The sequence below is a fragment of the Vitreimonas sp. genome, assembly GCF_036392335.1.
Classification (GTDB): domain Bacteria; phylum Pseudomonadota; class Alphaproteobacteria; order Caulobacterales; family Aquidulcibacteraceae; genus Vitreimonas.
Genome location: NZ_DASVYD010000021.1, coordinates 101,937 through 114,908 on the forward strand (window position 1 = coordinate 101,937; position 12,972 = coordinate 114,908).

17 protein-coding genes are annotated in these 12,972 nt (G+C 63.7%); 9 read left to right on the plus strand and 8 right to left on the minus strand.

What is annotated here, in order from left to right; all coding sequences use genetic code 11:
- The first annotated feature begins 63 nt into the window (after window positions 1-63).
- Both VF769_RS04895 and VF769_RS04900 read left to right on the plus strand, forming a co-directional pair.
- A complete protein-coding gene (locus VF769_RS04895; protein ID WP_331007251.1) occupies window positions 64-2,130 on the plus strand; it encodes a S46 family peptidase in 2,067 nt (688 codons plus the stop codon).
- A gap of 220 nt (window positions 2,131-2,350) precedes the next feature.
- Window positions 2,351-2,731: a hypothetical protein gene (locus tag VF769_RS04900; RefSeq protein ID WP_331007252.1), complete on the plus strand. Its 381-nt coding sequence runs from the start codon at window positions 2,351-2,353 to the stop codon at window positions 2,729-2,731.
- Here VF769_RS04900 and VF769_RS04905 read toward each other — a convergent pair.
- Both VF769_RS04905 and VF769_RS04910 read right to left on the minus strand, forming a co-directional pair.
- Window positions 2,712-3,665, minus strand: coding sequence for an alpha/beta hydrolase (locus VF769_RS04905; protein ID WP_331007253.1), 954 nt, complete (start codon window positions 3,663-3,665; stop codon window positions 2,712-2,714). The two genes, VF769_RS04900 and VF769_RS04905, sit on opposite strands and share 20 nt — an antisense overlap.
- Window positions 3,662-4,066, minus strand: a complete 405-nt coding sequence (locus VF769_RS04910; protein WP_331007254.1) for an EVE domain-containing protein — start codon at window positions 4,064-4,066, stop codon at window positions 3,662-3,664. Before VF769_RS04910 ends, VF769_RS04905 begins: the two co-directional genes overlap by 4 nt.
- Before the next feature lie 160 nt (window positions 4,067-4,226).
- Here VF769_RS04910 and VF769_RS04915 point away from each other — a divergent pair, with 160 nt between their 5' ends.
- Genes VF769_RS04915 through VF769_RS04925 form a run of 3 tightly spaced genes read left to right on the plus strand, consistent with a single transcriptional unit; the run spans window position 4,227 to window position 6,907 of the window.
- The gene (locus VF769_RS04915; protein WP_331007255.1) at window positions 4,227-5,165 is read left to right on the plus strand and encodes an ABC transporter ATP-binding protein; all 939 of its coding nucleotides are present in this window, start codon (window positions 4,227-4,229) and stop codon (window positions 5,163-5,165) included.
- A 5-nt stretch (window positions 5,166-5,170) separates the two neighbouring features.
- Window positions 5,171-6,604, plus strand: coding sequence for an ABC transporter permease (locus tag VF769_RS04920; RefSeq protein WP_331007256.1), 1,434 nt, complete (start codon window positions 5,171-5,173; stop codon window positions 6,602-6,604).
- A gap of 21 nt (window positions 6,605-6,625) precedes the next feature.
- Window positions 6,626-6,907 (plus strand): hypothetical protein, encoded by a 282-nt coding sequence (locus tag VF769_RS04925; RefSeq protein ID WP_331007257.1) that lies wholly within the window; start codon window positions 6,626-6,628, stop codon window positions 6,905-6,907.
- A 21-nt stretch (window positions 6,908-6,928) separates the two neighbouring features.
- Here the strand turns inward: VF769_RS04925 and VF769_RS04930 are convergent, their stop codons facing one another.
- Both VF769_RS04930 and rpsU read right to left on the minus strand, forming a co-directional pair.
- Window positions 6,929-7,309 (minus strand): VOC family protein, encoded by a 381-nt coding sequence (locus tag VF769_RS04930; protein ID WP_331007258.1) that lies wholly within the window; start codon window positions 7,307-7,309, stop codon window positions 6,929-6,931.
- Between the two features lie 92 nt (window positions 7,310-7,401).
- Window positions 7,402-7,632: a 30S ribosomal protein S21 gene (rpsU, locus tag VF769_RS04935; RefSeq protein ID WP_331007343.1), complete on the minus strand. Its 231-nt coding sequence runs from the start codon at window positions 7,630-7,632 to the stop codon at window positions 7,402-7,404.
- 161 nt (window positions 7,633-7,793) lie between these two features.
- Between rpsU and VF769_RS04940 the strand changes: the two genes are divergently transcribed.
- Window positions 7,794-8,441, plus strand: a complete 648-nt coding sequence (locus tag VF769_RS04940; RefSeq protein ID WP_331007259.1) for a COQ9 family protein — start codon at window positions 7,794-7,796, stop codon at window positions 8,439-8,441.
- Between the two features lie 105 nt (window positions 8,442-8,546).
- A complete protein-coding gene (locus VF769_RS04945; protein WP_331007260.1) occupies window positions 8,547-8,891 on the plus strand; it encodes a hypothetical protein in 345 nt (114 codons plus the stop codon).
- A 20-nt stretch (window positions 8,892-8,911) separates the two neighbouring features.
- Here VF769_RS04945 and VF769_RS04950 read toward each other — a convergent pair whose 3' ends face one another.
- On the minus strand, window positions 8,912-9,985 hold the full coding sequence (locus VF769_RS04950) for a 5-(carboxyamino)imidazole ribonucleotide synthase (protein ID WP_331007261.1): 1,074 nt from the start codon (window positions 9,983-9,985) through the stop codon (window positions 8,912-8,914).
- The gene (gene purE, locus VF769_RS04955; protein WP_331007262.1) at window positions 9,982-10,470 is read right to left on the minus strand and encodes a 5-(carboxyamino)imidazole ribonucleotide mutase; all 489 of its coding nucleotides are present in this window, start codon (window positions 10,468-10,470) and stop codon (window positions 9,982-9,984) included. The genes VF769_RS04950 and purE overlap by 4 nt, the downstream gene beginning before the upstream one ends.
- Before the next feature lie 126 nt (window positions 10,471-10,596).
- Between purE and VF769_RS04960 the strand changes: the two genes are divergently transcribed.
- Window positions 10,597-11,253 carry a GGDEF domain-containing protein gene (locus VF769_RS04960; RefSeq protein ID WP_331007263.1) on the plus strand — a complete coding sequence of 219 codons (657 nt, stop codon included), beginning with the start codon at window positions 10,597-10,599 and terminating at the stop codon, window positions 11,251-11,253.
- Here the strand turns inward: VF769_RS04960 and VF769_RS04965 are convergent.
- Together VF769_RS04965 and VF769_RS04970 are read right to left on the minus strand one after the other, a co-directional pair.
- Window positions 11,250-12,302 carry a lipid A deacylase LpxR family protein gene (locus VF769_RS04965; RefSeq protein WP_331007264.1) on the minus strand — a complete coding sequence of 351 codons (1,053 nt, stop codon included), beginning with the start codon at window positions 12,300-12,302 and terminating at the stop codon, window positions 11,250-11,252. The genes VF769_RS04960 and VF769_RS04965 overlap by 4 nt on opposite strands.
- Entirely contained in the window at window positions 12,263-12,502 is a 240-nt protein-coding gene (locus VF769_RS04970; protein WP_331007265.1) for a YdcH family protein, read from the minus strand. Before VF769_RS04970 ends, VF769_RS04965 begins: the two co-directional genes overlap by 40 nt.
- Window positions 12,503-12,713: 211 nt before the next feature.
- Here VF769_RS04970 and VF769_RS04975 point away from each other — a divergent pair, with 211 nt between their 5' ends.
- Window positions 12,714-12,896 carry a YdcH family protein gene (locus tag VF769_RS04975; RefSeq protein ID WP_331007266.1) on the plus strand — a complete coding sequence of 61 codons (183 nt, stop codon included), beginning with the start codon at window positions 12,714-12,716 and terminating at the stop codon, window positions 12,894-12,896.
- Window positions 12,897-12,972 lie beyond the last annotated feature (76 nt).

The window sequence follows — 12,972 nt, forward strand, 5'->3', positions numbered from 1 at the left end:
CGCGCTTGCCCCAGCGCGCGGCTTTGCGTTTCCTGCGCGCACATCGAATCATTTGGGGGCAAGATGCGCCAGAATGTGCGCGCGGCTGCGGCCGCTTTTGGAATCCTCGGTTTGGCTGCGGCGCCCACGGCGCAAGCCAAGGAAGGCATGTGGACCTTCGACAATTTCCCCGCCGCGCGCATGCAAAGCGAGCTCGGTTGGGCGCCGGATCAAGCTTGGCTTGATCGGGTCATGGCCGGCACAGCACGGCTGCCCGGCTGTTCGGCTTCGAACGTAAGCGCCCAGGGCCTCGTGCTCACCAACCACCATTGCGTCATCGCGTGCGTGAACGCGCTCTCGAGCAACGAGCACAATTTCATCGAGTACGGCTTCGGCGCGCGCAATCGCGAGGAGGAGCGGCAGTGCCCGAACATGAGCGTGCAAGTGCTGCAGGGCATCAGCGATGTCACCGAGCGCATCAACACGGCGACGGCCGGCGCGGCAGTCGAGGGCTTCGCCCGCGCGCGCGACGCCGAAATCGCACGCATCGAAGCGGAATGCACGCAAGGATCGCAGCGCTGCGAAGTGGTGACGCTCTATCAAGGCGGCCGTTATGCGCTGCATCGCTTCAAGCGTTATGACGACGTACGCCTCGTGTTCGCGCCCGAGCACCGCATGGCCGCGTTTGGCGGCGATCCGGACAATTTCAACTTCCCACGCTATTGCCTCGATTTCTCGTTCTTGCGGCTCTATGAGAACGGCCGCCCGGCGGCCACGCCCAACCACCTGACGATGAGCTTTCGCCCGCTCGAGGAAGAAGAAATCGTCCTCATCGCCGGCAATCCGGGACGTACGTCGCGTCTGCGCACGAGCGCGGAATTGTCGTTTGAGCGCGATATCAATTTGCCCTGGCAAATCTCGTCGCTCGCCGAAATCCGCGGTCAGCTGATCGCCTACGCGGCGGAGGGGCCAGAGCAGGCGCGCATCGCGTCGAGCACACTGCAGAGCGTGGAGAACGCCTATAAGGCGCTGTCTGGGCGCCGGCAGGCCTTGGCCGACGCGGAGGGCTTCGGGCGAGTCACGGCCGCGGAGCAAGATCTGCAGCAGCGCGTGCGCCGTAATCGCGCCGCGCAGCGCGAGATCGGCAACGCCTGGGGCGAGATCGCGGCGGCGCAATCAACGTATCGCGGCATATTCCATCACTACCAATATCTTGAAGCGCGCGCCGGCGAGCGCTCGCTGCTGTTTGGCTGGGCGCGCGATATCGTCCGCGGCGCCGCCGAGCGCCAGAGGCCCGACGCGGAACGGCTGCAGCGCTTCACCGAGGCGCGGCTCGCCAGCGTCGTGCAAGGCCTCACCGCCAGCCGCCCTGTCAGTCCGGATTTCGAGGAAATCCACCTCGCGTTCTGGCTGTCGAAATTGCGTGAGCATCTCACCGTCGACGACCCCGTTGCACGCCGCATACTCGGCAACGAAAGCCCTGAGGTCTTGGTGGAGCGATTGTCGCGTTCGCGCTTGGCCGATCCAGCCTATCGCCGCGAATTGTGGGAAGGCGGCGCCGACGCTGTCGCTGCGTCGGACGATCCCATGATCGTCTTCGTTCGCACATGGGATGCCGACGCGCGCAGCGTGCGCGAGCGTTACGTGACGCAGATCGAAGGGCCTGTGGCGCGCGCCCATGAGCGCATTGCCCGCGCACGTTTCCGCGCTTTCGGTCTAGAGCAATATCCAGACGCAACCATGAGTCCGCGCGTCTCCTACGGCCAAGTCGAGGGGTGGACGGAACCAGGCGGCCGCATTGTGCCAGCGTTCACCTATGCGGGCGGCTTGTTCGAACGCGCCACCGGCCACGCGCCGTTTGCGCTCAGTCAGCGATGGATCGACGCACGCGCGCGCCTCGACACGACTACCATTTTCAACGTCTCCACCAGCAATGACGTGATCGGCGGCAATTCCGGCAGCCCGCTGTTGGATCGCGAGGGTCGCGTCGTCGGCGCCGTGTTTGACGGCAACATCCATTCGCTGGGCGGCGAGTATTTCTACGACGAAGACCTCAATCGCTCCGTCACCGTGGCCGCGACCGCAATTCGCATGGCGCTTGCCGACGTCTACGGTATGAGCGCCTTGCTTGCGGAGCTCGGCGCACAATGAACCGGTAGCGAGAGCGCGGGCCGGTTTTGGGGGTTCGGCGCCCGCGCTCTCCAACCGTCGCGTGGTGCAAGTGGGCGGTCGCGCGGGTGGGGGATGCGACCGCCATGCATCACGCGCTGGCGTATTTGTCGCCATGACGCCTCAGCGCGCGCGTGCAATCAATGTGGTTGAGACGAGGCGACACGCGCACGCGTTGAACGCCTCACGCGGAGGATCGCGCATGACACCACGAACTATTCAATACGCCATCGCGGCTGTGTTCTTCGTGTTGGGCGGCTGGTGCTTGATCGCGCCACAGAGCGTGATCGATTTGACTGTCCGTCCGGACTATCGTCCGGACGATGCGATCGCACCGCTCTTGGTCGGCTGCTTTGGCGCGCAAGCCTGTCTCGCCGGATTGTTCGCCGCATTCTCGATCTTCACACGCGCGACGTTTCTTGCTTACGGCGTCGCCGTGCTGCCGTTCTTCGGCTTCAATTATTACTTCTATTTTGTCGAGCCGGTGTTCAATGAACTGATCCTGCTCGACGCGGCAGGCAACCTGATCTTTCTCGTGCTTTGTGTGTTGGGGTATCGCAGGCTCAGCCCAGCGCCGCGTTGAGGAACGCCGCCTGCTGCTGCAGCGATTGCAGCGTCTGCGGGCAGGGAAAGGCGACGAAGCCGTGGCAGGCGCCGGGATAGATCGCGAGTTCGCCTTCATTGCCGGCGGCGACCCAGCGGCTGTGCATGAACAAGCTGTCGTCCAGCAATGCGTCGCGCGTGCCGATCGTGAAGAGCGCCGGGCACAGCCCGCGCAGATCGGCGTAAAGCGGCGAGAGGTGGGGCGCGCGGCGATCCTCGCGACTTGTCCCTGGCAGGAACGCGTCGCCGAACTTCTCGATATCGATCGTGCGCAATACCAGGCGCTCGCCCCCAAAGGCGCGCGCACTCGGCGTCATGCCGAGATCAAAGACGCCGAAGACAAGGTTGGCGGCGTGGAACGGCATGCGGCCGTGCTTATCGCGCAGACGTAGCATGGTGACGGCCGAAAGGTGCGCGCCGGCGCTCTCACCGCCGATGGCGAGCTTGGCGCCAAAATCGCCGAGGTGATCCGCCACCCAAAGCGCAGCCGCCTCGCAATCATCGGGGCCAGCGGGGTAAGGATTTTCCGGCGCCAGGCGATAGTCCACGCTAATGGCGGTGAGCTGCGTGCTGTCGGCGAAATGCTCAAGCAGGCGATCCTGCTGATCCGCTGCGCCTAATACGTGCCCGCCGCCATGGATGTGCAAATACACGCCGCGCGATTTTTCGGGCGCGACCACGCGCAGTTTTATTTTTCCCGCCGGCCCGTCGATCTCGATCCAGCGTGCGCGTTCCGATTTCGCCGGCGCAGGGAATACACCTTCACCGCGCGCCCGCGCCTCGCGCACAACATGAGCACCAACCTCCCACCACTCGACCATGTTGCTCATGGCCGCGACGATGGCTTCGTTGAGACTGCGCGTTTCCGGCGGGATCGCGTCGTTAGAGAAGAGTGCTGGATCAAGTTTCGTCATTTCAGCCCCGCCATCTTGCGCACCTTCTTCCATTCGTCCGCCGTCACTGGCTGCACCGAAAGGCGCGAGTTTTTTGCTAGCACCATGTCCGGCAGCTCCGCCTTCACGGTCGCCAGCGTCACCGGCGTTTTCACCGGTTCCACCGCTTGGAAATCCACGCACACGAACGCGCCGGTCTTATCCGTCGGATCGGGATAAGCCTCCTTTACCACTTCGCTCACGCCCACGATCGCCTTGCCTTCATTGGAATGATAGAAGAACGCCTTGTCGCCCTTCTTCATCGCGTTCAGATGCGCCTTGGCTTGGTGATTGCGCACGCCTGTCCAGGCGTCCGCGCCCTTCTTCACGTGCTGATCCCAGGACCATGTGTCCGGCTCGCTCTTGATCAACCAATAGGCCATGAGGGCTCCGCAAATCGCTGTGCGGCAATGTAATGACCCGATGACGCATGGCTACCAAAACCCGCGCGGCTCCCGTCACGGAAATGTTGGCGCGGCGGATGCACCTCCAGGGTGAAGCCGGCTTGATCTGACCCAGGCCGGCCCCGTACACCGGGCCGGCATGAACGCCGCGCTTGAAGCAGAAGGCCTGGTCAAGCGCTACGGCGCGCGCACCGCGGTCCAGGATTTGTCATTCAGCGTCCCGCAAGGGGCGATCTATGGCGTGCTTGGGCCGAACGGCGCGGGCAAATCGTCCACTCTGCGCATGCTGGTCGGCGTGTTGCGACCGACGGCCGGCAAAATCACGCTGCTTGGCGGTCCGATCTCGCGCCAGACTCTGCAGCACGTGGGCTACCTCCCCGAGGAACGCGGCCTCTACCGCTCTATGACGGCGCGCGGCGCCATCGCCTATCTCGCCCGTCTCAAGGGTACGCCCGCCAGCGTGGCCTACAAGCGCGCCGACGCGCTGCTTGAGGCGCATGGCCTCGGCAAGATGCGGCACAAGAAGATCAAGACACTGTCGAAAGGTATGGCGCAGAAGGTCCAAGTGCTGGCGTCGATCGCACACGAGCCGGACTTCATCATCTTCGACGAGCCGTTCTCGGGCTTGGACCCAGTGAACCAGCGCGTGCTCGAGGACACTATCCGCGCGCAAGCAGCGGCGGGGCGCACAATCCTGTTCTCCACTCACGTGATGGAGCATGCTGAGCGACTCTGCGATCGCATCCTGTTGATCGCGCACGGCCAGAAGGCATTCGAGGGCACGGTGTCGGAAGCGTTGGCGCTGGCGCCGAGTGTCGCGATGTTGGAGACGGATGGCGAATTCGATCTGGCAGCCGCTCTTGCTCCGCGCGGCTTCAATATTGAATTCGATGGCGTGGAACACGGCAACAAGCGCTGGCGCGCGCGGTTGGAGAACGGCAAGGGCTCGCGCCAATTGCTCGCCGCCTGCGTCGAAGCTGGCGCCCCGCTTTCCTTGTTCGAGCCGGCGCGGGCGAGTCTGCACGAAGCGTTCGTGTCTTTGGTCGGCGACAAAGCCATGCCGGGCGCGGGGGAATAGGCGCTATGTCCCAAATCCTTCTCGTCGCTCGCCGTGATTATCTCGCCTATGTCGGCGCCTGGGGCTTTTGGCTCTCGCTGATCACCGCGCCCCTGATCATCGCCATATTGATGTTCGCGCCAATTCTGCTGGCGCGGGCTGAGCCGCCACGGGTGCTGACGGTGCTCGCCGAGCGCGTCGAGGATAGCGGCGCGGTGACGCGTGCGTTTGATACGATGGCGTATGACGACGCGCGCCGTGAGGTGAACGCCTACGTCCAAGCGGCGACGCCCGCGATCGCAAATGAAGCGATGGCGGCCTTCGACGGCGCACCCAACCGCGCCGCCGCCATACAGGCCGCACGGCATATCGTGTCGATGCGCGCCCCGCGCGCGCTGGCGGCGTTTCCGAACCCGTCGCCGCGCTATCTTCTGGTGGACCCGCCCGTGACCGATATCGAGGCGATGCGGCCGTATCTCGATGGCCGGCAGGGGCTCGCGGACGGCCGTACACTCTATGGCGCGCTCAATTTGCGCCGCGTCGATGGCGCACCGCGTATTGAATACTGGAGCGTCAATCTCAGTCACGACGAGCCGTCCAACATCGCACGCCGCGCGCTGCGACTGGAGATGCAGCGCGAAGCATTGACGGCGCAGGGCGTCGATCCGCGCGAGGCGGAGCGCCTGCAGGCGCTAGATCCGAGCGTCGCACAACTTGATCCGCGTCCCAGCGCCGGCACGGGCGAAGTCACGCTGCGTCAGCGCGCGCCAAGCTTTGCCGCACTCGCGCTCGCGTTCGTTCTCTGGAGCGTTGTTTTCTCTGTCGCGAACATGCTGCTGACCGGCGTGATCGAAGAGAAGTCGAACAAGATCCTCGACACGTTGCTGACGAGCGTCACGCCGCTACAAATGCTGATTGGCAAATTGCTTGGCGTCGCCGGCGTCAGCGCCACGCTCTTCCTGTTTTGGGGCGCGCTCGGCGGCACCTTGCTGTCGATGGCCGCGACCAGCATGGCGGATTCCTTCGTCGGCCAAATCGCCGCCGCCTTCATCGAGCCGCGCTTGATCGCCGCCTTCGCGATCGGCTTCGTCGCCGGCTATCTGATGTATGGCGCGATCTTCCTGGCGCTCGGCTCGCTCTGTGAATCCATCCAGGAAGCGCAGACCTTGCTCGGCCCTGTCGCGCTCGTACTGGCCATGCCGATGATGCTAATCACACCAGCGCTCGATAACCCCAACGCGCCGATCATCGAGATGGCCTCCTGGGTGCCGATCTTTACGCCGTTCCTGCTGCTGATCCGCGCCCCAGCCGGGCTGCCATGGAGCGAAATCGCTGGCATGGGTGCGTTGATGTTTGGCGCCGTTATTGTGATCCTGCTGCTAGCGTCGCAAATCTTCCGCGCCGGTGTTGTGAACCAACTCAGCGTGTCGAGCCTGTTTGGCCGTAAGGCGAAGGGATAACGCGCGCGCGGAGTTCAGCGGATGATCTTCAACATTCTCTGGGTTTTCGATTTAGTGTTGGCGGCCGTTATCGGCTACTTCTTCATTTCCGGCTTGGCGAAACGCTCGATCGCCGATTTCAACGCCGGCATTTGGTTCGTCATTCTCGTGTCGGTCAGCGGGATCCTCGTGAGCGCGCACTTACTGCACGGCGCGGGGTACACTGCCTGGGCATGCGTACCGCTCCTAATCCTTGCAGCGCCCGGCGCGCTCTATGGCGTGTTCTTGCTCGCCGTGATCTTTTCCGGAACCAAATGGAACTGAACCACCGGCTCGCGCGAACCGCTAAATTGCACGCCAGCCCAATAGCGCGAGAGAGTGGCCTTCCGGGTCTTTGAACGCGCGCAATGCGAGTTCGCGGCCCGGGGCGTGTTGCAGCACTTGCGCCGGATGCAGGAACGCGATGCCGGCCTGTTCGAGTTTTGCTTCGGCCGCGGTCCAATCGCGCGGTTCGAAATATATGACTGTGTCGCCGCCGATGGGTTGGCCGGGCTGCGCCGCGCCGATCATCAGGCGTGTGGCGCCGGACTGGAAAAAGGTCATGCCGTTGGTTTCGAACAGCACCGGCACGCCGAGCGTGTCGCGATAAAAAGCGACGAGAGCGGCTGGATTGGCGCTGCCCAGTGCGATTTGGGTGATGCCGGTCAACAAGGGTTCGCTGCTCATGGGCGCCTCCACGTCAGCATCATGCGCCCAAACGAATACGCCGCCCAGCGGGAGCTAGGCGGCGTTCAAACCTCGGGCGAGGATAATTTCGTTTAGCGCTTCGGCGCTGGACGCGGCAGCAGGCCTTCGCGTTGGGCGCGCTTGCGGGCCAGCTTACGGGCGCGACGCACAGCTTCAGCGCGTTCACGCGCACGCTTCTCGGACGGCTTTTCGAAGTGATTGCGACGCTTCATTTCGCGGAAAGTGCCTTCCCGCTGCATCTTCTTTTTGAGCGCCTTCAACGCCTGATCGACGTTGTTATCGCGTACGAAAATCTGTACCAGGACCGTCTCCCGCGAGCTTGCGAAACCAATACCAAACCAGCCGCCAGGGCGGATGCGCCGGGGGCTGCGTTAATGTGAAGGCGGGCTGATAGCAAAACGCCGCGCCTGTGTCCATGCCGGAACGGCTCGACGGCGCCGGAGGTCGGGCCTAGTCTCCCCCCATGACCGACACCCCTTCCGCCCGGTTCCGGGCGCGGATTTTGGATGTTTTCCCGACCCATGCCGCCCTGCATGGCTGGACGGACGCGGCCTTTAAGGCCGCAGTCGCCGAGGCGGGGCTCTCCGAGGGCGAGGCGGCCCTGGCCTGTCCGCGGGGGGCTGCGGACCTCTTCGACGCCTTCGCCGACCGGGCAGACCAGGCCATGCTGGACCGGCTGGACGAGCTGGACATTGGCGCCATGAAGATCCGTCAGAAGGTCCGCGCCGCAGTGCAGGTGCGCCTGGAGGCGCAAGCGCCCTACAAGGAGGCTGCGCGGGCCATGACGCGGGCGCTGAGTAACCCGCTACGGACCCCGGAGGCGAGCCGGCTCTTGTGGCGCACGGCGGACCGCATCTGGCGTGCGCTGGGCGACAAGAGCACGGACGGCAATTTCTACTCCAAGCGCGCGATCCTCTCCGGCGTTCTGGCCAGCACCTATGCGCGCTGGTTTGCCGACGACAGTGAGGATCACGAAGCAACCTGGGCGTTTCTGGATGCGCGCATCGAGAACGTGATGCAGTTCGAGAAATTCAAAGCGCAGCTAAAGCCCGTCGGCGAAGCAGCGCAGAGCGCGCTCGGCATCGCCGCGCGTCTGCGCTACGGGCGGTAGTCGCGCGGGTAATTTTGGTTTCACTAAAATCGCAGCAACAGAACCCGGACAGCCGCAACGTCCCTTATGTTGGTCTTCTCACGTTCCCGTGATGGAGGCTTATGCATGCGTGCAGCTCCGGTACGGTTCTTCAATGCGGCGCTCTGGCCGCTGACAATTTGGTCAAGTCTGACGCATCTCGAAGAACATCCCGCTGACGATTACGTCGAGCGGACATCTCCCATTGTCGCCAGCGCGATTGCGTTTTGGCTCTGCCTGGCCGCCCTGATCATCTTCTCCAACCCCGCGACGGTGTCAGTGGGCGGGATATTTGAGGATGGCAGCGAAGCGGTCGCGGTGGTGCGCCGCTCGGCAGGCCCGATCGTAGGCGTATTGCAGGTGTTTACGCCGGTGATTTACGCATTCGGCCTGTGGCTCTTCACGGCCCGCGATGAGGCCTACCCGCGCTAATGGCGCGCAAGGGTTGGAGCTTATCGCGGCAGCTTCAGCTTGGTGACGTGGCCCATTTTGCGGCCGGTGCGGGCGTCGCGCTTGCCGTAGAGATGGAGCCGCGTTGCCGGGTCTGCCGCGAGTTTTTGCCAATCGAGCGCTTGCTCTCCGATCAGATTGAACATCTCGCAATCGGCGACGCGTTGCGTGGCGCCCAGCGGCCAGCCCGCGATGGCGCGGATGTGCTGCTCGAACTGCGAAGTCAGCGCGCCTTCGATGGTCCAATGACCGGAATTGTGCACGCGCGGGGCCATTTCATTCGCGACCAATGAGCCGTCATCCATGACGAAAAATTCGATCGTCAGTACGCCGACATAATCGAACGCTTCGAGCACGCGCTTGATCGCGTCGCGTGCGTTGATCTCGACCAATTCGCTGACGCGCGCCGGAATTTGGGTGCGCGAGAGGATGCCGCCCGTATGCTCGTTTTCGCACAGGTCGAAATAGGCGATCTCGCCGGTCGCACTGCGCGCGGCGATGATCGAGACTTCGCACACGAAATTGCAGAAGCCTTCAAGAATGCCAGGCGCCGCGAGCTTGTCGTAGGCGCCAGCAACGTCGTCGTCGGTCAGCAATCGGATTTGACCGCGGCCATCATAGCCGAGGCGGCGCGTCTTCAAGATCGCGGGAAGGCCGATCTGGGCGATTGCGGCTTCGAGTTCTTCTTGTGAAGACACAGCGGCGAACGCGGGCGTGTCGATGCCGGCGCTTTGGAAATAGGACTTTTCGTCGAAGCGATCTTGCGCCACCGCCAGCGCGTGCGGATTGGGGGCGACACGCGCGCCAGCGGCGATCAAGGCCTCCGCGGTTTGCGCCGGAACGTTTTCGAATTCGGTGGTGATGACATCGACGCTCTGCGCGAACGCCGTGAGCTTGGCGACGTCGAGGTAGTCGCCGATCGTGGTCTTGGCAGAAACGCGCGCGGCGGGGCTGTCTTCTTCGTCGGTGTAGATGGCGACGTCGAAGCCGAGCTGTTCGGCGGCGTGCGCAAGCATGCGGCCCAATTGCCCGCCGCCGAGGATGCCGATCGTGCGTCCTGGCGGAAGCGGGCTCATGTCGGGCTTTCGCCGACGGCTTCGGTTTGCGCGGCGCGATAGGCTTCGAGGCGTGCAGCGAGCGCGTCGTCGCTGAGCGCCAGAATCGCGGCGGCCATGAGGCCCGCATTCACCGCGCCGGCTTCGCCGATCGCCAGCGTGCCGACCGGAATGCCCTTCGGCATTTGCACGATCGAGAGCAGGCTATCGAGGCCCTTCAAGTCCTTGCTCTTCACCGGCACGCCTAACACCGGCAGCGGCGTCATCGCGGCGGTCATGCCCGGCAGGTGCGCAGCGCCGCCAGCGCCGGCGATGATCACTTTGAGGCCGCGCGCTTTAGCGGTCTCCGCGTAATCATAGAGGCGTTTTGGCGTACGGTGCGCGGAGACGACCTTGGCCTCGTACGCAACACCCAGCGCCTCCAGAATTTCTGCGGCGCCCTTCATCGTGTCCCAATCGGACTTGGAACCCATAATCAGCCCGACCAGCGGGTGGGGGGAAGCCATTGCGGGCTGCTCCTAAAAAACGGCCTGCTAATGGAAGCCGGCGTTTTCGTCCAGTCTCAACGCCCCAAGGGCGGTTAAGGCGTCCTTTACCAGCCAGAGTCATGGCTAGGGGGAGAGGCCCGTCCCATGGCTTTCGGATTGAACAAGGTCGCCAGCGAAACGACCCGGCTCCTGCAAGGGCTGGGCCTGTCGCGTCGTGACGTTTCCGATGCAGGGCTAGCGGCATTGCAGCGACTCGCCGCCGAGCGGGATGCCTTGGCCGAACGCCTGGCGGCGGCGGAGGCTTTGGCAGACCGCGATACGCTCACGCCGGTGCTCAACCGTCGCGGCTTCCTGCGCGAATTGCATCGGACCATGTCCGAAGTCGAGCGTTACAAGACGCCAGCGGCGGTGATTTTCATTGATCTCGACGGCTTCAAGGCGCTGAATGATTGTTATGGCCATGCCGCAGGCGACGCAGTGCTAAGCGCGGTGGGCCGTCTGCTGCTGGATTCAGTGCGCGAGAGCGACGTCGTCGGCCGCCTGGGCGGCGACGAATTTGGCGTGATCCTGAACCGCGCGAGCGCGGAAGAAGCGACGGCGAAGGCCGCCGCACTCAATCACAAGCTCAATGCGACGCCTGTCGTGTTCGCCGGCGTGAGCCATCGCGTGCGCGGCTCCTTTGGCGTGCACGCGATCGCGATGAGCGAGGATCCCGAGGCGGCAATCGCGCGCGCGGACGAGGCGATGTACGCGGAGAAATACGCGCGCCGCGAACAAGCGCAGGCGTTCGCCGCGTTCTAAAGTCGCCAGCTCAACGCAAGTGCGCCGAAATCCTGGCGGGTGGGCTGGGTCTCAAACTCTTCCGTGCGCCACACATAGGTGTAGGCGAGGCGCCAATCGCCGGCGCTGACGCTGAACCCGGTCTGGAAATCGGCCACGTACGGATTGCGGTCGACGGATGGGCCGTCGTCGCGCCAGGTATTGCCGTCGAGGAATAGATTGCGGGCAACGGCGCGGCCTTGGACGCCAGCGAAAATTTGCCAGGACAAGGGACCGCCGCTGAAATGCTCGACGCCGGAGAGCGACGGGCGCACGCGCGGCGGGCCGAAATCGTTGTCGATGCGCCAGCCAATCCGCGCAGTGGCGCCCACGCGCGCTTCCGTGCGGAGCGTGCCGAGCGTGACGCCGGCATTTGGGGTCAGATCGAATTCGAGACCGCCGGGCACATCAACGAAGGCGCGCAGCGCGCGCCAGCGGCGTTCGTAGGAGACCGCGAACGCGACCTCATCTTCGAGCTGATAGTCCCAGCCTTGCGGGTCAGGAGCGCCCAGAAATTCGTGGATGCCGCGTTGGGCTTCCTCGCCCAACGCGGATGGGCCAACGATGCCGAGTTCGAGCTCGTAGGTGTCCATGTAACGCGGCGCGCGGCCGTCGCTGCGATCTTCAACGGCGCCGACCAAGATCTGCATGTAGAGCCAGCCCGCGTAGGGATGCTGGTCCGCCGGTGCTGGCACGGCATTGATATCTTCCGGCGTGAAGATCGATTGACCGAAGGCAATACCCCAATAGTCCGGATTGGAGCCAGACAGCGCGCGCGTGAAGCCGCCCGTGCCTTGCAGCCAATCGGGCACGCCTTCTGACGGCGACACGTAGGCGATCTTGACACCAGAAGTGTAATTGCGATCGGCGCCTGAGGAGAGCGAGTCATTCTCAACGACAATGGAGAGAACGCCTTTCTCCTCGGTTGGGCGATCCTCAGCAAACGCGAGACTTGGAAACGCACTGAGCAGTGCGGCGCCCGCGAGACATTTCAGGCGATGATGTCGGGCGTCAGCCTGTCCTCGATCCATTGAATTTGGTCCTTCAACACCAATTTGCGTTTCTTCAGCCGCGCCAATTGCAATGGGTCGCTCGCACCGCCGGTTTGCAGAGCAAAGATGGCGGAATCGAGCGCGCGATGTTCCTCGCGCAACTCAACCAGCCGCGTTTTCAGCGCACGCACCTCTGGCGTGGCTGTAATGTCGAAGCCGTTGCCGTCCTCGGCGTCCATGCGCTCGCTTCCGCTGGCGCGGCCCCCCACGGCCGCTTGGAGCGCGAGCTAAGCCACGCCGCAACGGCGCTGTAAAGCTGCGCAGCGTAATGGCGGTTCCGCCCGCGATTCGGGCAACCTGTGAATGACGAAATTTCTAGTGCGAGGCGGGGAGACAACAGCCAAATTTGGCGCCATTCTTCCTAGGCCCTAACCAAAGGAGGCGCCTTCGATGGCTATCGAGCAGCGGCTACGCGAACTCGACGCCCGGCATCGGGATTTGGATCTAATCATTGAGAATGAGGCAAAAAGGCCTTCCGCGGATCTCACGCGGCTCTCGGCGATGAAGCGCCAAAAACTGAAGATCAAGGAAGAAATCGAAGATATCCGACAGCGACTAAGTCACCATCATTAACCGCGTCCCGCGCGCCGAAGCGCGCATCGCTTACTTCGGCGCGTCAGACCTCCCCCTCGCACACTGTTCCACGCGC

What these genes read in the sequence shown, in the direction of transcription:
- VF769_RS04950 (WP_331007261.1), bottom strand. Translation starts at nt 9,985, where the DNA reads ATGAGCCCGCTTCCGCCAGGACGCACGATCGGCATCCTCGGCGGCGGG.
- VF769_RS04900 (WP_331007252.1), top strand. Translation starts at nt 2,351, where the DNA reads ATGACACCACGAACTATTCAATACGCCATCGCGGCTGTGTTCTTCGTG.
- VF769_RS04930 (WP_331007258.1), bottom strand. Translation starts at nt 7,309, where the DNA reads ATGAGCAGCGAACCCTTGTTGACCGGCATCACCCAAATCGCACTGGGC.
- VF769_RS04970 (WP_331007265.1), bottom strand. Translation starts at nt 12,502, where the DNA reads ATGGACGCCGAGGACGGCAACGGCTTCGACATTACAGCCACGCCAGAG.
- VF769_RS04925 (WP_331007257.1), top strand. Translation starts at nt 6,626, where the DNA reads ATGATCTTCAACATTCTCTGGGTTTTCGATTTAGTGTTGGCGGCCGTT.
- VF769_RS04960 (WP_331007263.1), top strand. Translation starts at nt 10,597, where the DNA reads ATGGCTTTCGGATTGAACAAGGTCGCCAGCGAAACGACCCGGCTCCTG.
- VF769_RS04920 (WP_331007256.1), top strand. Translation starts at nt 5,171, where the DNA reads ATGTCCCAAATCCTTCTCGTCGCTCGCCGTGATTATCTCGCCTATGTC.
- VF769_RS04915 (WP_331007255.1), top strand. Translation starts at nt 4,227, where the DNA reads ATGAACGCCGCGCTTGAAGCAGAAGGCCTGGTCAAGCGCTACGGCGCG.
- VF769_RS04945 (WP_331007260.1), top strand. Translation starts at nt 8,547, where the DNA reads ATGCGTGCAGCTCCGGTACGGTTCTTCAATGCGGCGCTCTGGCCGCTG.
- VF769_RS04910 (WP_331007254.1), bottom strand. Translation starts at nt 4,066, where the DNA reads ATGGCCTATTGGTTGATCAAGAGCGAGCCGGACACATGGTCCTGGGAT.
- VF769_RS04895 (WP_331007251.1), top strand. Translation starts at nt 64, where the DNA reads ATGCGCCAGAATGTGCGCGCGGCTGCGGCCGCTTTTGGAATCCTCGGT.
- VF769_RS04905 (WP_331007253.1), bottom strand. Translation starts at nt 3,665, where the DNA reads ATGACGAAACTTGATCCAGCACTCTTCTCTAACGACGCGATCCCGCCG.
- VF769_RS04965 (WP_331007264.1), bottom strand. Translation starts at nt 12,302, where the DNA reads ATGGATCGAGGACAGGCTGACGCCCGACATCATCGCCTGAAATGTCTC.
- VF769_RS04940 (WP_331007259.1), top strand. Translation starts at nt 7,794, where the DNA reads ATGACCGACACCCCTTCCGCCCGGTTCCGGGCGCGGATTTTGGATGTT.
- purE (WP_331007262.1), bottom strand. Translation starts at nt 10,470, where the DNA reads ATGGCTTCCCCCCACCCGCTGGTCGGGCTGATTATGGGTTCCAAGTCC.
- VF769_RS04975 (WP_331007266.1), top strand. Translation starts at nt 12,714, where the DNA reads ATGGCTATCGAGCAGCGGCTACGCGAACTCGACGCCCGGCATCGGGAT.